The 19,040-nt window shown below is 61.8% G+C and carries 12 protein-coding genes; 3 read left to right on the top strand and 9 right to left on the bottom strand.

Features of this window, described 5'->3' with window-relative positions; genetic code table 11:
* Nucleotides 1–230: 230 nt before the first annotated feature.
* Together rsgA and GT495_RS07620 are read right to left on the bottom strand one after the other, a co-directional pair.
* Complete coding sequence (gene rsgA / locus GT495_RS07625; protein WP_192924189.1) at nt 231–1,184, bottom strand: ribosome small subunit-dependent GTPase A; 954 nt, start codon at nt 1,182–1,184, stop codon at nt 231–233.
* 482 nt (nt 1,185–1,666) lie between these two features.
* Complete coding sequence (locus GT495_RS07620) at nt 1,667–4,348, bottom strand: cation-translocating P-type ATPase (protein ID WP_161162162.1); 2,682 nt, start codon at nt 4,346–4,348, stop codon at nt 1,667–1,669.
* 441 nt (nt 4,349–4,789) lie between these two features.
* On the opposite strand from GT495_RS07620, the gene pyk reads away from it, so the two are divergent.
* Nucleotides 4,790–6,250: a pyruvate kinase gene (gene pyk, locus GT495_RS07615; RefSeq protein ID WP_156597667.1), complete on the top strand. Its 1,461-nt coding sequence runs from the start codon at nt 4,790–4,792 to the stop codon at nt 6,248–6,250.
* Between the two features lie 418 nt (nt 6,251–6,668).
* A complete protein-coding gene (locus GT495_RS07610; RefSeq protein WP_161162163.1) occupies nt 6,669–7,742 on the top strand; it encodes a hypothetical protein in 1,074 nt (357 codons plus the stop codon).
* On the opposite strand, the gene GT495_RS07605 is transcribed toward GT495_RS07610, so the two are convergent.
* From GT495_RS07605 to pheS, 6 genes are all read right to left on the bottom strand, one after another.
* Nucleotides 7,739–8,587, bottom strand: coding sequence for a hypothetical protein (locus GT495_RS07605; RefSeq protein WP_161162164.1), 849 nt, complete (start codon nt 8,585–8,587; stop codon nt 7,739–7,741). The genes GT495_RS07610 and GT495_RS07605 overlap by 4 nt on opposite strands.
* Before the next feature lie 80 nt (nt 8,588–8,667).
* Complete coding sequence (locus GT495_RS07600) at nt 8,668–9,438, bottom strand: energy-coupling factor ABC transporter ATP-binding protein (protein ID WP_161162165.1); 771 nt, start codon at nt 9,436–9,438, stop codon at nt 8,668–8,670.
* A 44-nt stretch (nt 9,439–9,482) separates the two neighbouring features.
* Nucleotides 9,483–10,319, bottom strand: a complete 837-nt coding sequence (locus tag GT495_RS07595) for an energy-coupling factor transporter transmembrane protein EcfT (RefSeq protein WP_161162166.1) — start codon at nt 10,317–10,319, stop codon at nt 9,483–9,485.
* Between the two features lie 4 nt (nt 10,320–10,323).
* The gene (gene cbiM, locus GT495_RS07590) at nt 10,324–11,382 is read right to left on the bottom strand and encodes a cobalt transporter CbiM (protein ID WP_161162167.1); all 1,059 of its coding nucleotides are present in this window, start codon (nt 11,380–11,382) and stop codon (nt 10,324–10,326) included.
* Nucleotides 11,383–11,629: 247 nt separating this feature from the next.
* The gene (pheT, locus tag GT495_RS07585) at nt 11,630–14,083 is read right to left on the bottom strand and encodes a phenylalanine--tRNA ligase subunit beta (protein WP_161162168.1); all 2,454 of its coding nucleotides are present in this window, start codon (nt 14,081–14,083) and stop codon (nt 11,630–11,632) included.
* 184 nt (nt 14,084–14,267) lie between these two features.
* Complete coding sequence (gene pheS, locus GT495_RS07580; protein WP_161162169.1) at nt 14,268–15,344, bottom strand: phenylalanine--tRNA ligase subunit alpha; 1,077 nt, start codon at nt 15,342–15,344, stop codon at nt 14,268–14,270.
* Between the two features lie 505 nt (nt 15,345–15,849).
* Between pheS and GT495_RS07575 the strand changes: the two genes are divergently transcribed.
* The gene (locus GT495_RS07575; protein WP_161162170.1) at nt 15,850–17,424 is read left to right on the top strand and encodes a carboxypeptidase M32; all 1,575 of its coding nucleotides are present in this window, start codon (nt 15,850–15,852) and stop codon (nt 17,422–17,424) included.
* 284 nt (nt 17,425–17,708) lie between these two features.
* On the opposite strand, the gene glmM is transcribed toward GT495_RS07575, so the two are convergent.
* Entirely contained in the window at nt 17,709–19,040 is a 1,332-nt protein-coding gene (glmM, locus tag GT495_RS07570) for a phosphoglucosamine mutase (RefSeq protein WP_161162171.1), read from the bottom strand.

The raw sequence follows: 19,040 nt of genomic DNA, 5'->3' as shown, positions 1-19,040 counted from the left end.
CCGGGCAAATGCCCGTGCCACCATTGTCTGGGCGGCCAGGGCGCAAAGCTGCGCAATCGCAATCTTGGTTTTACGTGTCAAACCAATTGCTGACCAAAAGCTGACCAGCCCGTCAAGCTCGTGGCAAGGTTTTGGTCAGAACGTCGGCAAAACGCATATTTCGAGGCACTTTGGCAGCAAAAAAGCCGCCTCCCAAGCAGTTGGGAGACGGCTGTCATAGGAAAAATCAATTACAGATGGACATCGGGGTCGAGCATTTGGGCACTCACGCGCATGGATGACGCCAGGTTTTGGAACGTCTCCAGGCGCTGGCTGTCGATCTGTCCCGCGTCCTCGGCCTCGCGAACGGCACAACCCGGCTCATGGGTGTGCGTGCAATCGCCAAACCGGCACGCGTGCGACGCCTCGACGATCTCGGGGAAGGCACGCGCCAGACCCCGCTCATGTCCCACGAGCGGCAGACTGCGCAGGCCCGGGGCATCGGCGATCACGCCGGCGTCGCCCGGCAGTGCCACCATCACACGCGCAACCGTGGTATGGCGACCTTGGTCATCACGCTCGCGCACGCCGCCAGTGGCCAGTGCATCGTGGCCCAGCAACGCATTGAGCAGCGTTGACTTGCCGGCGCCCGACTCGCCCAAGATCATGGCACAGCTCCCAGCCGGCACGCAGGCGCGCACCTCGTCCAGGCCGAGGCCCTCGGCAGAAGACGTCACGATTACGTGCACGTCCGGACCCACCAGACGGCGCACGCGGTCCAGATCGCGCTCGAGCTCATCGGCCTCGCAGCGGTCGGCCTTGGTGAGTACCACCACCGGCTCGGCGTCGCAGTCGAGTGCCAACACCAGTGAGCGCGCCACGCGGTCGAGCAGCACCTCGCCGGCGCCGAGCGCCTGCACAATCAGCACGCTATCCACGTTGGAACAAAGCACCTGGCGCTCACCGCGAGCGCGTCCGCGCCAACGCTCAAAACTCGTACGGCGTGGCAGCACGCACTCGATTACGCCCATGTCATGCCCGGGCGCACGACGCACCGCCACGCGGTCGCCCACGGCGGGCAGCAGAACTTCGTCCTCGCCACGCGACTTGGCAAACCCCACGGCATGCTCGGCACGGAAGGTATCACCGGCAGTCGCCACCAGCGGAAACCCGCGATCCAGGCGCACCACGGCGCCCAGCTGCATCTGCTCGGGCTTCTCGGCATGGGTGCAAAAATCATCGAAGGCAGCCCGCTGAGCATCATCGACCGGCAGGTCATCGAACGCCGGAACATCCTGCAGCGCATCGAGTCCCGGCACGCTTGCCAGCAGCTCCTCAGCAGATGCAGGGGCTTCGGTCGCAAGCTTTCGACGACGATCGCGCTTGGCCCGCGCCCCCGTCGTCTTTTTCTTCGCCTTCGCCTTAGCCTTAGCCACAAACGCCTCCCAGCACCAAAAATCACAACTGAGCAGGTATTTTACCCATAAAAAAGAGTCGGTCGAGCAACTGCTCGACCGACTCACACACTTTCCCTCAGCCCTTTATCATCCGCGCGGGAGAAAAGCCAGCAAGGATACCGCAGGGCCCGCCCGCCGGGAGGGGTTTCCTAAGGGCACATCCCGCAGCCGCAAAGCGGCGAGGACGTGCCCGTGGAAACCCCGCAGGCGGACGGGCCCGGACAGGAACGTTACTCTTTTTCGACCGCGCGCATGATCGCCTTGTAGATCTCCATCAGCGGAATGATCAGGAAGGCCAGACCCAGCGCGGCGATAACGCCCTTGAGCTCAAGCGTCACGGGGCCAAAGAACATCTCGGCAAGCGTCGGCTGCACGGTCACGATCACCGTCAGCACCAACGCCAGCGCGGCCGATGCCCACAGCCACTTGTTCTGCTTCTTCATCTTAAACAGCGACGTGCGACGGCTGCGCATATTGAAGCAGTGGAAGATCTCGACCATGTTGAGCGTGATGAAGGCCATCATCACGCCTTCCTCGTCGGCATTGCCGGCGATCATATCGGCGATGTGGATGTAACCCATGTCAAAGTACACGCCCACAAAGAAGCTCGCCAGCACCAGCACGGTGATGATCAGGCCCTGGACCACGCAGTCCAGACCCATATTGCCGGCAAAGACGCCGTCCTTGGCGTTGCGCGGCTTGCGCTTCATGATGTCGCCCTCGGCATCCTCCATGCCCAGCGCGAGCGCGGGGAAACAGTCGGTGACCAGGTTCACCCACAGCAGCTGCACCGGTTGAAAGATGGTAAAGCCGATGAGCGTGGCGATAAACACCGAGAAGACCTCGGCAAGGTTGGCCGAAAGCAGGAACTGGATGACCTTGCGGATGTTGTCGTAGATACGGCGACCCTCTTCGCAGGCACCGATGATGGTGGCGAAGTTATCGTCGGCAAGCACCATGTCGGCGACGTTCTTGGTAACGTCGGTGCCGGTGATGCCCATACCCACGCCGATGTCGGCGCGCTTGATGGACGGGGCGTCGTTGACGCCGTCGCCCGTCATGGCGACGATCTGGTCACGCGACTTCCAAGCCTCGACGATACGGGTCTTGTGCTCGGGCTGGACGCGGGCGTACACGCCGTAGTCCTCGATGTGTGCATCGAGCTCCTCGTCACTCATGCGATCGAGGTCGGCACCGGTAATGGCCTGGCTGCGATAGGCGACGATGCCCAGCTGCTTCGCGATGGCCACGGCGGTGTCGATGTGGTCGCCCGTGATCATGACGGTGCGGATACCGGCGTCGTGTGCCTCGCGGATAGCGTCAGCCACCTCGGGACGGACCGGGTCGATCATGCCGGACAGGCCGCAGAAGACCAGATCGTGCTCGAGCGCAGCGGGGCTGCAGTCGGCGGGAACCTCGGCGTAGGTGCGGCTCGCCAGTGCCAGCACGCGCAGGGCCTCGTCGGCCATGGCCTTGTTGGCTGCCACGAGCTCGGCGCGGCGCTCCTCAGTCAGCGGAACGACCTTCTCACCGTCATAGATGTGGGTGCACAGGCCGATCACCACGTCGGGCGCGCCCTTGGTGTACTGCTCGTACTCGCCGTCCAGGGTCTCGACGACCACGGACATCATCTTACGGCCCGAGTCGAACGGCGCCTCGCCCACGCGCGGGTGCTCGGCAGTCAGGCCAGTAAGACCAGCCTTGCCGGCATCATTGACGAGTGCGCACTCGGTCGGCTCGCCCACGGCCTCGCCCAGCTCCTCGTCCCACTGGGCATCGGAGCACAGCGCCATGCCGGCTAGGAACTTCTCCTTGGGCGCGGCGAGCTCGTGCTTGACGACGGTCATCTTGTTCTGGGTAAGGGTACCGGTCTTGTCGGAGCAAATGGTCTGTGTGCAGCCAAGGGTCTCGACGGCAGAGAGTTTGCGGATGATCGCCTGGCGCTTGGCCATCTTGGTCACGCCGAGCGAAAGGACGATGGTCACGACGGCGACCAGGCCCTCGGGGATGGCGGCGACGGCGAGCGAGACGGCAACCATAAAGGTGTCGAGCAGGGCAGTCGGGTCGGTAAGGACGTTGCCCACACCGTGGCGGAGGATGTCAACGCCAAAGATCACGACGCAGATGACGAGCACCATAATGGTGAGGATGCGGCTGAGCTCGGCAAGCTTCACCTGCAGCGGTGTGAGCTCTTCCTTGGCCTCGGCCAGGGCGCCGGCAATCTTGCCCATCTCGGTGTTCATACCGGTGCCGACCACGACGGCGCGACCACGGCCGTACACCACGGTGGAACCCATGTAGCACATGTTCTTGCGGTCGCCGAGCGGCACGTCGTCGGTGCCCGCGGCGAGCTCGATCACGTTGGCGTGCTTCTCGACCGGCACGGACTCGCCGGTGAGTGCGGCCTCCTCGATCTTCATCGTGGCGCTCTCGAGGACGCGGCAGTCGGCCGGGACGGAATCGCCGGCCTCGAGCATGATCACGTCGCCGGGCACGAGCTCGGAGCTTGGCAGGTGCACGAGCTTGCCGTCGCGCAGCACCTTGGACTGCGCTGCGCTCATCTCCTGCAGCGCCTCGAGGGCCTCCTCGCTTTTAGCCTCCTGGACCACGCCCAGCACCGAGTTGACGATAACGACGAACATGATGATGGCGACGTCGGCAAAATCGGGCTCGCCCTTGACCATGCCCGTGAGCGCGCTGATAACCGCGGCCGCGATCAACATGATGACCATGGGGTCGGCCATCTGCTCAAAGAACCGCTTCCACAGCGGTGTCTTCTCGGCTTCCTCAAGCTTGTTAGGGCCTGTCTTGGCAAGACGCGATGACGCCTCGCCGGTGCTCAAGCCGAGGTCCTCGTCGACACCTTGGTCGCTGAGCACCTCCGCCGCGGCGGACAGGTATTCCTTTTGCATATAGAGTCCCCTCCTGGGATTCGGGCCACTCAGCAGATTGATGCCCGATCATAATTCCCAGGAGAAGGGCAAGGGCTCATCAAGGCTGCCGTGCTGAGCGGCAGTTGATAGTGGAGCTATGGTACCCCAAAGCAGCGCGTCTAGCCAAAACAATCCATTTGGAAATACGGACTGTAAGCAACGGTGCAGACCGTGTGATGTTCGACATTGATAAAACGCTTTTTCTTCGGCGCATCGTCAAACTGAAATATCGCCCAGATAGCAGCGGTTAGAACGGTTGATAAAGATTTTTCATATACCGTTTTCCTGCAAAAAATGAACTTCTAATTCGGCATGCGGGCGATTTTTTGGGGTATTCGGTCGGCATTTCGTTATAATCATCTCGGTTTTATTTCTTATGGTTTATCTATCAGCGCAAGACGATGTCAGATGGAGGTCTGAATGTACAAGCGCACCAAGATTGTATGCACCATGGGTCCCGCCTGCGATAGCGACGAGACCATCCGCGAGATGATCAAGGCGGGCATGAACGTCGCCCGTTTTAACTTCTCGCACGGCTCCTACGACGAGCACCACGATCGCATCGAGCGCGTCCGCCGTATTTCCAAGGAGCTCGGCATGCCCGTCGGCATCTTGCTCGACACCAAGGGCCCCGAGGTCCGCACCGGCCTTTTGGTCGACGGCAAGAAGGTTGCCGTCAAGACCGGCGACAAGATCGTCGTCACCGCTCAGCCCACGTCCGAGGATTTCCACGGCACCGCTGAGCACATCTCCCTCGACTACCTGGCTCTGCCCTCCGAGGTCGAGAAGGGCTCCCTCATCCTGATCGATGACGGCCTGGTTGCCCTCGAGGTCGAGTCCGTCAGCGGCCAGGACATGACCTGCGTCGTTAAGAACGACGGCCTGATCGGCGAGCGCAAGGGCGTCAACATGCCCAACGTCAACATCTCGCTGCCCGCCATCACCGAGCGCGATCGTCAGGACATCCTCTTCGGCCTGACCGAGAACATCGACTACATTGCCGCTTCCTTCATCCGCGACGGCGAGTCCGTCCGCGGCATCCGCAAGCTTTGCCGCGAGAACGGTGGCGAGCACGTGACGATCTTCCCGAAGATCGAGTGCGCCCTGGGCGTCGAGAACTTCGACGATATCCTCGAGGCTTCCGACGGCATCATGGTCGCCCGTGGCGACCTGGGCATCGAGATCAAGCCCGAGCTCGTTCCCCACATCCAGAAGGAGATCATCGCCAAGTGCAACGCGGCCTACAAGCCCGTCATCACCGCTACGCAGATGCTTGACTCCATGCAGCAGAACCCGCGCCCGACGCGCGCCGAGGTTGCCGACGTTGCTAACGCCATCTACGACGGCACCGACGCCGTTATGCTCTCTGGCGAGTCCGCTGCCGGTAAGTACCCGGTCGAGGCTGTTAAGATGCAGGCCTGCATTGCTCTCGAGACCGAGAAGTACCTCCCGGCCCACGCTCCGCTCGAGGTTCCGGCTGATGCTCACGGCACCCGTGTCGTTAACAACGTTGTGGGCCTGTCCGCTGTGAACATGGCCACCACCGTTGGCGCCAAGTGCATCACCGTGCCGACGACCACCGGTCGTACCGCTCGCCTGATCTCGCACTTCCGTCCCAATATGCCGATCTGCGCATTCTCCCGCCACGAGTGGGCCGTCCAGCAGATGATCATGTACTGGGGCGTTATCCCGCATCAGGCTGCCATCACGCAGGGCACCGTCAATGGCACGATCGTCAAGGCGATCGAGACCGCTAAGGAGCTCGGCTACGTCGAGACCGGCGATCTGACCGTCGCCACCGCCGGCGATCCCCGCATGAGCGTCCAGCTCGAGGACAAAGTCTCCTCGACCAACGTCGCTTACGTCGCTCAGGTGCGCTAAGTCTTACTTGCAAGCAGATTTGCATTGTAAAGGACTCGGAAGGCAATGCCTTCCGAGTCCTTTTTCTGTGCCAATGCCGACACACGGCAAAACACGCACTCATTTCTTTACCAAAAGCGCGAAATCCACCCTTCGAGGCCCCAAAAATAAAGTCCCAAACGCTAAAAGTGTTCGCCCGGTGGCAAAACCACACCTTACCCGACGCTGCTAAATCGTTTTAGCAAGAGCCGAATCGACCGTGTTTTCGGAAGTGCGGGGAAAAATTGCTTACCCCCGAGCACAAGCCCTTTTATTTCAATAAAACCCCTGATAAAGTTGGCTTAAATACCGCTTGTGCCTGACCTATTTGTCTTTTTCCCCGCACTTCCGAAACGGATAGTTTTTCTAGCCCAATCACCGCTCAAACGATCGGATCGCTATGTCATTTCTTGCTTGCGGACCCACGGCTTTTCAGTACTATCGCATCCCACCCCAGATACTGGGACTCTATCCGGCAATCCTGCCGCCCGACCATGACCATCGCTTGGTGCATTACTCAAAACAACCAGTATTTAAAGACTTGCTCGGCACACCAGTTTGGAGATTCGTAGGCGAAAGAAAACAGCGCGCGAACGGAAAGCTATTTCACAGCCGTCTGCTAACCCAAGAGCCGCCTCCCGGGTCGTTTAGGCAGACTGAGCATGGGTTTGATGTCACATCCCCGGAGTTCACACTGCTCAACCTTTCTACGCAGGTCTCACGCAACCAGCTACTCATGGCTTGCTACGAGATGTGCGGCTCCTTTGCAGTGTTTAGGCCCTGCGAGCGAACGCAACAACAACTTGATGAAGCTATTTCGCTTAAGTTCATTCCGCCTGACTGTGGTTGGAAACGCGTTGTCGACAACAACGGCAATGACACCAATTTGTGGAAGCGCACGCCGCTTCTTTCCGCAGCGGATATCTCCGCGTTCGCCAAGCAGGCCGCAGGCCTGCGCGGCGTTAAACAACTGCGCTGGGCGGCCGAGCACATGACGGGGCAGACCGCCTCGCCCTTCGAAGTACAGACCTCCATGCTTGTCTCGCTCCCCCGCAACGAGGGCGGCATGGGCATCAACATCGCAAACAACGTGCGCATCCCACTCAGCGACGCCGCGCGCTCACTGTATGACAAAACCTGCTGCTACGCTGACATCCTCATAGAAAGCAGCACCGACAGCATGGGCGTTATCCTTGAATGCCAAGGCCGCTCCGCCCACGATGGCGAAGCCGCAAGTCTCTCCGATGCCGAGCGCACCACCGCCCTCACCAGCATGGGCTATGACGTTATCCAGATAACCTATGAGCAAATCAAAGACGCGAAGAGCTTAAACAACATCGCCGAGCTCATCCATAAAAAGGCGGGGCTCCCCTACATCCCAAAGACCGATCAGGAACGCGCCAGCGAAGATGCCCTGCGGCAAGAGCTACTTGTCGATTGGGATGAGCTATTCACTGCCGGGCCGGCCAGCTAGCAGCTAGTGATCAGGGGCAGCGCAGGCACATCGGGCGATTCGACACGGGCGGCAAAACCCGTCTCGGTCAGCTCGACAACCTCGGTAAACGTTGCGTTGAAGAACTCCTCAGTTAACAGGCGATACGGCGGATGATCGGGCTCTCCGGGGTTTTCACGTACAATCTCGTGCATGACGCCGATGGTCTTGAGCACATACTCCTTATGGATGGGATACTGCCCAAAACGCGTCGCAGCGGTATACAGGCGATCAGTCGCACGCGGAATGGAAACAATGCCCAGCGTCTTACCAAACCAGTCGAAATCGCCTTGCTTTTTAATGCGGAACTCCTCACACGGCTTGCCGCCGTGCGCCTCCAGATACTGGTTCACACGCGTGTTCCATACCGTGTCGGCCACCAGATGTGACCAGACGCCCAGCGTTAAATCGAGCAGCGACTGCGCCACGTCCTCGGACGCAAGCGAGAACTCGCAGGCGCCGGGACCGGCAACCGGCTCGGCATCCTTGTAGCGCTGGGGATAGTGCACGCGGTTCAGTCGCTCGCGTTCCTCGATAATCGAGGTCGCCGCGGCCGGTGCACCGGTGGGCGAACTTTTAAGCAACGGTGCCACATAGGTATCCCAGAACTCATGCTCACGAGGCTTTGGGATAGGCTCAGGCTTGGCAAAGTGCGTAATGCGGTACGGGATGGGATCGGAGATGCCAGGGACCATATAGCCCACGAAGATATCCGGAACCACGCAGCCAAACAAAAAGGCATTGCGGTCGCGCACGCTATCGGCAAGCGCACCGGTGCGCTCCAGCAAACGCTCCGTCTGAGCGATATGAATGTTCCAGCTTGGCATAGCCACCCCCATAAAAAACCTGGATAACTATACCATCACGGCAAAGCCGCGCGGGCGGCTACGCACGCTCTACGCAGCAACTAGTTCGTAGCACCGCTTTCGGTTCCATACGACGGCGAAGGCGCCTCGACCACATGGTGATATCGATCGATATAGATTGCACGGGCACCCAGGCGTCGCACCAAATCCTGGTGATGCGTACTCATCAAGACCGTCTTACCCGCCGCGACGTAGGCCAGCAAGAAGTTGACCACGATGTCGCATGAATCCTCGTCGAGCCCATTGGTAGGCTCGTCGAGGATCAAGATATCCGGGTTCATCGACACCACCGCAGCGAGCGCAACGCGCTTCTTTTGCCCGCCCGAGAGCTGATAGGGAGAGGCGTCGGCAAGGTCAGCAACCTGGAACAGCCCCATGGCATCGCGCACGCGACACTCGAGCTCGTCTGCCGGCAGCCCCATCTGCGCGGGACCAAAAGTAACTTCCTCGCCCACCGTAGCGCAGAACAGCTGGGCGTCGGCATTCTGGAACACAAAGCCCACGCGCTGATGAAAACGCTGAGCGGCCGCGGAATCCTTTAGAAACGCCGCATCGATCACGTGCCCGTCAAACAGATATGCCCCTGCATCCGCGAGTTCAAGGCCGTTAATAAGGCGCATAATCGTCGTCTTACCGCAGCCGTTGGGACCGAGCAGGGCAACGAGCTCCCCACGATCGACCTGCAGCGACACACCATCGACAACCGTATGCCCCGCATAGGAAAACACCACGTCGCGCAGCTCGATGAGCGGCGCGACCTCGGCGCCGCCCGCACCGTTCGTGCCCGCCGCACTATTCATATCGATCGTCAAAACGTCGCCCTTCCCTATTCATATCGACGGTCCGACCGCCAGCACTACAGCACAGCGCACAGCACCGCAAACAGCGCCACGGCAGCCGCATAAACCGCGTCGCGCCAGCCAAAGCCGCTCCGTGCAGGCGCCGGATACACGCCGGCAAAGCCGCGGCACAGCATGGCCTCGTCCATCGCGTGGCTGCATTCCATCGCCTTGATAAACGTCATGCCCATGATACCCGCCAGCGAGTCAGTGCGCGAAAAACCCGCAGGCACACGACCCACGCTGCGCAGCATGACCGATTCGCACAGATCATGCGCCGTGCGGCCCAGCACCTCGATATGCTTGAGCGCCATATCGAACGTAAAGATAACTTCGTCGGGTAGATGCAGCATCTTGAGCGCCGCCGACATGCGGCTCCACGTGAGGGTCCACGAAACGCCCAGCACCAGCGACACATTAATAAACGTCTTGAGCGCGATCTTGAGCATGGCACCCGTGGCAGACGCGCCCAGCAGCAGGGCAGGCAGCGCCAGAACCACCGCAAGCCCCGTGGCGCCGAGCGCCGGTACAAAGGTCGCGCGCAGCCCGCGTGCGGGGCGCACCGCGACCAGCACCAACGCGATCGCCGCCATCAACATCAGATACAGCGGGCTTTGCGTCAGACACACGCACAGAACGCAGACGAACATCCCAACCAGGCGTACCGGGGCCGAAACGAAAGAAAGGGCGCGGTCGATTATCGACCCGCCCTTGTGTGCGCCACCGCCCAGGCGGACCCGCTCAAGCAGGCTCGCCAGGTGCAGGACGTTCTTTTGCATCCCGCGATGACGAGCGCCCGTGGGCTCGTAACGCTGCTCGGCCGCAAGCCAGCTAGGCAGCTCGACCATCTGCATGCGCTCAGTTTTCCTTAACCGTCAGCGAGATCAGGCGGAATGCTATGGTGAGCACCGCCACGCCAATCACACCGGACAGGATATACATGGCAGCCTGGCCGGCAAAGTCAAAACCCTGCTCCTCGGAATAGGCCTGCAGGTAATCGCCCGTGGGCAGGGAATCGGCAAAGGTCGGGGTATCGAGACCGACCGAAGCCTGCAGGCTGTCGTCGCCAGCCTCCTGAACGGCGGTCGCGGCGCCCTCGGCGTCCCACTCACCCCAGGCGTCACCCGTGGCCAGCAGGCCCAGCGGCGTGGCCACGACAAGCACGGCAACCAAGATGAGCGTGGGGACCAGCGAGGTCTTCTTGGCGGTTGCGCCCTCGGCGTTCAGCATGCCGTCGGAAGCCTCGGGGCCAACGATAACGCTCGGCGCCGTCTTCTTAATGAAACCGTAGATGGCGGCCGTCGCTACGCCCTCGACTACGCCGGCAACCAGCATATGCGGGATCAACATGGCCGGAATAGCCACGGACAGCGGGAAGGGGCAGTAAAGCGGAGCACCCGAGGCGTTGGTGAAGAGCATCGGCTGAATGCCAAACTCGATCGCCGCGCACAGGGCCGCCAGGCACAGGCCGACCCAACCGCCCACGATGGCAGAAACCGAGGTGCCCCAGCTCTTGTCGTGCAGACGGCTGTTGAGCGCACGGAACACGATAGCAGCGACGAACGGCAGCACAAAGGCCATGTTAAAGCAGTTGGCGCCAAAGGACAGAACGCCGCCGTCGCCAAACAGCAGCGCCTGCAGCGCGAGTGCAACCGAGACGGCAATGGCAGCAGCCTCGGGGCCCAGCAGCAGCGCGATGAGCGAGCCGCCAACAGCGTGACCAGTGGTGCCGCCAGGCAGCGGCACGTTGAACATCATGAGCAAAAAGGAGAATGCGGCGCAAATGCCCAGGAACGCCATGTGCTCGCGATCGAGCGTGGCGCGCACCTTCTTGATGCAGTGGACCCAAACAGGCACCATCGCCACCGCCATGACGGCATCGGTTTGCGGGGATAGATAGTTATCTGGAATGTGCATGTACGCCTCCCGGTTGTCGGCGCACGGAATTGCGACGCCGCTTGAATCACCTTGTCAGTGTTACGTATTGTCAGATTCGTAACACGCCGCGGGCTATCATAGCAAACCGGCGCGCCGCCAACAAAGCAGCACGCCGTTTTGCAATACATATGTAACATATGAAGGCTCAGCGATGCCTTTTCCAAACACCGCGGTCAGCAGGACCCAAAAGCAACCGCCACTAGGCCCTGCGCTCCCGGCGCAAGCTCTAGCCGCGGACCTCGCCGTTTACGCCCTTGCACACCTTGGTGACGATCTTCTGGTGCGCCTTCTCGACCTCCTCGCTGGTGAGCGTGTGGTCGTCGGAGCGATACGTAAGCGCAAAGGCCATGGACTTTTTGCCCACGCCCACGCGGACCGGATCGCGGTAGACGTCGAACAGGCGCACGCCCTCGAGCAGCTTGCCGCCGGCGCTGGTAATACGGCGCTCAAGATCCTCGCAGGTCACAGCGTTGTCGACCACGATAGCAAGGTCGTGCTCAACGGCAGGGTACTGCGAGAACTCGCGGTAGTTCTCCTGGTTGCGGGCGCCCTTGATCAGCTTGTCCAGATCGAGCTCAAAGGCAACGACGACCTCATCGATGCCCATCGCCTCGCGCGCCTCGGGGTGAATCTCGCCGACCCAGCCCAGCACGGTGCCGCCGGACAGAACCTCGGCCGCACGACCCGGCTGCAAGAAAGCGTAGCCCTCGCCCTCGACGGGACGGAAGCGCACCTTCTCGATGCGCAACTGGGCGAGCAGCTCCTCGACAATGCCCTTGCCAAAGAAGAAGCGCAGCTTGCGGTACTTCATATTCCAGGACTGATCGCTCCACTGGCCCGAGAGCACGCCCGCCACGGACTTGGTCTCCTTGGGCAGGCTGGCGTTCGCGCGGCCGTGGAACAGGCTCCCGACCTCGTACAGGTGCACGTTGGGCGTACCGTGGGCCTCGTTGTAGGCCACGGACTGCAGCAGGCCCGGCAGCAGCGAACGACGCATCTCGGTCTGCTCGGCTACCAGCGGGTTCATGAGCACCACGGGGCAACCGCGGCCCTCGGTGGACATACCGATCTTCTCCAGGTCGCCCGGGGCGGCAAAGCCAAAAGTCGTGGTCTCGTTGAGGCCGCAGGCGCGCAGGATCTCGCCGACCTTGCGGGTGAGCTTCTGCTCGCGGGTCAGGCCGCCGATGTGGTTCTTAGCAGCCGGGATGGTCGCCGTCACGCGGCCCATGCCCCACAGGCGCAGGACCTCCTCAATCAGGTCAATCTCGCGCGGCAGGTCGGGACGGAAACTCGGCGGGGTGACCATGAAGTCCTCGCCGTCGCGCTCGACAGTGCAGCCCAGACGGGTGAGCGAACGCTCGATAAACTCGGGCTCGATGTCGGCACCGCAGATGGCATGCACGCGGGCCAGGCGCAGCTTGATGCTGCCGATGGGCTTGGGCGCGGGGAAAACGTCGACGTAGCCGGGAGCGACCTCGCCGCCGGCGATCTCCTCGATAAGCGCGCACGTGACGTTGGCGACATCCACGCAGCCGGTCTCGTCGACCTGGCGCTCAAAGCGAATGGAGGCATCCGAGATCAGCGACAGGTCGCGGCTGGTGTGCGAGGTGCGACCGGCGTTGAAGCAGGCACTCTCGACCATCACGTCGACGGTGTCGTCCTCGATCTCGGAATCCATGCCACCCATAACGCCGGCCAGCGCCACGGGACGCTCGCCATCGGTGATGAGGCCCATGCCGGCGTCAAGCGTACGCTCCTCGCCGTCGAGCGTCGTGAACTTCTCATCCTGCTGGGCGGCGCGAACCACCACGCGACGGTGGCCATCGCGCTCGGCAAAGGTAGACAGGTCAAAGGCGTGCAGCGGCTGACCGGTGAGCATCATCACGTAGTTGGTGATGTCGACGATGTTGTTGTGCGGGCGCACACCCAGGGCGTTGAGGCGCTTGACCATCCAGTCTGGCGACGGACCGACCTTCACGTTGCGCACGATGCGGGCGACATAGCGGTCGCACAGGCCCTCATCGGCGATCTCGACGGAAAGCTCGTCGTCGGTCGCGCGGCCGGTCTCGACCTTGATGGCAGGCAGCTCAACGTGGAAATCGCGGTCGAAGATGGCGCCGGTCTCGCGGGCCATGCCGATCATGGACAGGCAATCGGGACGGTTGGGCGTGATCTCGCAGTCGAGCACGGTGTCGCTCGAGCCCACGTACTCGGCAAACGGCATGCCGCAGGGCGTGTCCTCGGGCAGGATCATGATGCCGGAGTGGTCGCCGCCCAGACCGAGCTCGCGCGAGGAACAGTTCATGCCCATGGACACGACGCCGCGAAGCTTGCTCTTCTTGATCTTGACGTCGCCGGGCAGGACAGCGCCAATCATGGCCGTGACGATGTGGTCGCCGGCCTCGAAGTTCTGCGCGCCGCAGACGATCTGCAGCGGAGCGGGGTTGCCGTCGGTATCGAGATTCTTGTCACCCACATCGACCGAGCACACATACATGTGGTCGCTATCGGGGTGCGGGGTCTTGGTGAGCACCTTGGCAGTCACCACGTGGTCGAAGGACTCGCCCACGGTGTCGATCGCCTCGACCTCGGTGCCGGTACGGATATATTCGTCCGAAAGGGTCTTGGGATCCTCCGGAATATCGATCATGGTCTTGAGCCAGTCGTAAGAAACACGCATCTAGCTCTCCTTTCATACTGAAAGCCTGCGAAGAGATGCAGGTGGAAACTTCAACTTTGTGAACATTCCTTACAAAGCGAGGGTTGTCCAAGTGCGGCAGATCGGCCCGAAAGAGGAGCGCCGCGTACTTTGGTACGCAAGCGACGAATGAGCGCCGAGGTGCCGTGCTTGGGCAAGCCGCAGCCTAGAACTGATTCAAGAAGCGCATATCGCCCGTCATGAGAGTTCTGAGGTCGGGCAGGTCGTAGCGCAGGGCCGCGACGCGCTCGGCGCCAATACCAAAGGCGAAGCCGGTGTACTTCTCGGGGTCGATGCCACAGTTGATCAGGACGTTGGGGTCGACCATGCCGCAGCCCAGAATCTCGATCCAGCCGCTGTGCTTGCAGAAGTTGCAGCCCTTGCCGCCGCAGACGTGGCAGCTCACGTCCACCTCGCAGGAAGGCTCGGTGAAGGGGAAGAAGTGCGGACGGTAGCGCGTCTTGCGGTCCTCGCCAAACATGCACTTAACAAAGTAGTCGAGCGTACCCTTAAGATCGCCAAAGGTAATACCCTCGTCGACGACCAGGCCCTCGATCTGGTTGAACTGCGGCAGGTGGCAGGCGTCGGCCGTGTCGGGACGATAGACGGTGCCCGGGCAGATCATGTAGATGGGCGGCTTTTGCGACTCCATGGTGTGGATCTGCACGCCCGAAGTTTGGGTGCGCAGCAATACGTCGGACTCACCATGGGCGTGCGCCTCGGGGTGCGCGACGCTGCCGGGGTTGTTGTCGACCACGTAGAAGGTATCGCGGGCCGAGCGGCTCGGGTGATCCATGGGAGCATTGAGCGCAGTGAAGTTGTAGTAGGAGGTGTCGACCATGGGGCCGGACTCGACGGTGTAGCCGATGCCGCAGAAGATGTCCTCGGCCTCCTCGATGATCTGCTTGATCAGGTGCTGGTGGCCGATCTGCGGACGGATGCCCGGCAGCGTGATGTCGACGGCCTCGTGCTCGAGTGCGTGCTTGAGGGCGGCGGCCTTCATCTCGATCGTGCGCTCGTCGAGCATGCCCTCGATCAGCTGGCGCATCTCGTTGGCGCGCTTGCCCATCACGGGACGATCCTCGGGGGCGAGCTTGCCCATCATGCGCATCAGGCCGGTGATGCGGCCCTTGCGGCCGAGCAGCTCAACGCGCGCGGCCTCGAGCTTGGCGGTGTCGTCGGCGCCTGCGACGAGCTCCTTGGCCTCTTCCTCGAGTTTGACCAGGTCATCAATCAGACTCATGTCTTCCCTTTCGTCTCTCACGCTCCCCGCTTGCCGAGGCGGCTGCCGCCGTCTGACGTTGCGAAAACGCGGCCCGGTTCGGTAACAAAAAACCGTCCTCGGGCATGTGCATTGCCCAAGGACGGTTGAATTCCGCGGTACCACCTTGTTTGACCCGACGGATGTCTGGCCCGCCGCGCCCACTCTTTGCCCCTTGTCGCGAGGCTCACGGCTTCCCTACTGGGGACATCGCCGCCGCTGGCCGCGCGCCCGTTGAGGTCGCTGCTCGGGAGTGAACGCTTGGCCCTTGTCACCGCAGGAAGGCTTGCAGCCCATGACCTTCCCTCTCTTGCCGGCGACGCGGCGGGCAAAACCCTCTCCGTCAACGCATTGGGCTATAGGATACCACATTGTGTGGGCGTATCGCCGCGTTCCGTTTTGCTCGCGCTGGGTACAAGGCAGGTAGCTGTGCAAACTGGCCGTGCACCCGCTTGCGGCGCTCGGCTCGCGAGATTAAGGATATGGTATGGGAAAAAAGAACGATAAGAAGGTCAAGGCCGCAGCGGGCAAGACGCCCAAAGGCATGAAGGTCGACAAGGCCGTCAAAAAATTCCGCAAGCTCGAGGGCAAGCTGTGGACCCGCGAGTACCTGCTCAAAATTGCCGAGTTTGACGGCGCGACGATTGCTCCCGCCAACGGTGCTGCCGCCCGTGCCGACGCCATGGGCACCCTTGCCGGCGAGCATCACAAGCTGTTGACCAGCAAAAAGTCTGTTGATCTTGTGCACTCGCTGGCACGCGGGACCGTCGCCGGCGGCAAGATCGACGACCCGCAGCTGCTCGATGAAATCCGTGTGCTCGGCCGCGACCAGCGCGAGGCCAGCGCCATTCCCACCGAGGAGGCCGAGGCTTGGACCAGGCTCACCTGCGAGGCGGACGCCGTGTGGCACAAGGCTAAGACGGCCAATGACTGGGCAAGCTTTGAGCCCTATGTGGATAGAATCATCACCCAGCTTAAGCATCAAGCCGAGCTCATGGACCCCAAGCGCGACCCATACGATGTTTGGCTCGACCAGTACGAGCGCGGCCTTTCCGCCAAGAGCTTCGATGCGTTTTGCGATGAGGTCACGGCGACGGTTGTGCCGCTCGTGCACGCCATCGGCGAGCGCGGCCAGCAGCCCGATGCCGACTTTTTTCACGCCCACGTGCCCGAGGCTGCCCAGCGTGCCGTGAGCTTCGACCTGATGAAGCTCGTCGGCCTTGACCTGGACGACACCACGCTTGCCTTTACCGAGCACCCTTTTAGTGAGGGCTTTGCCGTGGGTGATGCGCGCATCGCGACGCACATCTACGAGGACGACTGTATCTCCAACGTCTACAGCATTATCCACGAGGCGGGGCACGCCATGTACGAGCTGGGCGTCAATCCTGCCTATGCGCGCACGTGCCTGGAGGGTGGAACCTCCATGGGCATCCATGAGAGCCAGAGCCGCTTTTTCGAAAACACCGTGGGCCGCAGCCGCGCCTTTATGGGCCCGTTGCTCGAGGTACTGCGCCGCCACGCACCCGAGGTCTATGGCAGCGTGGACGAGGACACGCTCTACCGCGCCGTGAACATCGCGCAGCCGTCGTTGATCCGCACCGAGGCCGACGAGCTCACCTACCCGCTGCATATTATGGTGCGCTACCAGATTGAGCGCATGCTGTTTGCCGGCGAGGCCACGGCCAGGGACATCCCCGCGCTTTGGAACCACTTCATGAATGAGTACCTGGGCATTCCCGTTCCCGACGACACGCACGGCTGCCTGCAGGATACGCACTGGAGCGGCGGTTCGTTTGGCTACTTCCCCACCTATGCGCTGGGCAGCGCCTACGACGCCATGTTTGTGCCGGCCATGTGCCGCGACGGCGTCGACCTTACCGGTGCCTGCGCGGACGGCGATCTGGCGCCCGTCCGTGCCTGGCTGGGCGAGCACATTTGGCAGTGGGGCCGCGCCAAGGACGCGCCGGAGCTCATCAAGGGCGCCTGCGGCATGACCTTTGACGCCCATTACTACTGCAGCTACCTGCAGGACAAGTTCACCACGCTGTACCAGCTGTAAAGCTTAAGCAACACGCAGCGCAAAGGGGCGCCGCAGGATCTATCCGCGGCGCCCCCTTTTTCCACCTAGTCATTGGGGACGTTCTTAAATGACTACTCTTTGAACGTCAACCATGTTGACGCCGATGTCCTGGCAACGTCAGCGAAAACGGCCCCAAGCGAGCAAGGTGACGTGAAATGAAAGAGCGCTGACCTTCTGGTCGCGCCCTTGAAATTGAACGTCAGATTGCCGCTTGGGTCCGTTTGCAGCGTCGAGCAGTTACGCGGTTTGGTAAAACCGCGTAACTAAAGGGCCTCCAGTGCGTTGGCGATGCGCTTCATGGCGGCGTCGGCGGCCGATTGGTCCGGAGCCTCAGCCAGCACGCGGATCACTGACTCGGTTCCGCTCTTGCGCACGAGCACGCGGCCCTCGCCCGCCAGCGCGGCCTCAGCCTCGGCGATGGCAGCCTGCACGCCCATATTCTCGAGCGCGGCATCCTTGTCGCCCACGCGCACGGCAACCTGAGCCTGCGGCAGTAGCTTGCACGGAACCGTAAGCTGCGAGAGCGTCTCGCGCTCGGCGCGAATCACTTCCATCACGCGCAGCGAGGTCATAATGCCGTCGCCCGTGCACTCGATATCGCCAAAGATCGTATGGCCCGTCTGCTCGCCGCCCAGGCTGTAGCCGCCCTCGCGCATCTTGGCATACACATGACGGTCGCCCACGCCGCTGGTCACGGCACTCAGACCGGCAAGCTCCAACGACTTGATCAGGCCAAAGTTGCTGGCAATGGTCGGCACCACGGTACCGCCCGAAAGGCGACCGTGCTTGTTCAGGTACACGCCGCACACGTACAGGATCTGGTCGCCGTCAACCACACGACCGCGCTCATCCACGGCCAGGCAGCGGTCGGCATCGCCGTCGTAAGCAAAGCCCACGTCCAGGCCCTGCTCCACCACGTGGCGCTGTAGGCGCTCCATATGCGTGGAACCGCAGTCGACATTGATGTTAAAACCATCGGGTGCGGCGTTGATTACGCGCACATCGGCGCCCAGCGCGTCGAACACCGGCTTGGCCACCGAGGACGCCGAGCCGTTGGCGCAGTCGATGCCGATCTTGACGCCCTGGAGCGAAAAGTTCGCACTCGCGATGAGCGAGGCAATATAGCGGTTGCGGCCCTGCATGTAATCGACCGTGGCGCCAATGTGGTTGCCCGTGGCCAGCGGCACCTCGCTCTTGCCATCGATATAGTCCTCGATGAGCTCCAGCACGTCCTCGTCCATCTTAAAACCGTCGCTGTTGACGAGCTTAATGCCGTTATCGCAAAACGGATTGTGGCTCGCGCTGATCATGATGCCGCAATCGAAGCAGCCCTCCACGGTCTGATGCGCCACGCCCGGCGTCGGGATCACGTGCAGCATGTAGGCGTCCGCGCCGCTCGCGACCAAGCCGCTCACCAGCGCCGCCTCGAACATGTAGCTCGAACGACGCGTGTCCTTGCCCACGATCACGCGCGCCTTGCGCTTGCGGTTGGCGCCGTAATACCAGCCCACAAAACGGCCAATCTTATAAGCGTGCTCTACCGTCAGCCCAACGTTGGCCTCGCCGCGAAAGCCGTCGGTGCCAAAGTACTTCAT

Origin of the sequence: Collinsella sp. BIOML-A6 (assembly GCF_009875845.1) — a bacterium.
Classification (GTDB): Bacteria; Actinomycetota; Coriobacteriia; order Coriobacteriales; family Coriobacteriaceae; genus Collinsella; species Collinsella aerofaciens_H.
The sequence above is the reverse complement of the archived record's forward strand: the minus strand, read 5'-3'. Positions and strand labels throughout refer to the sequence as shown.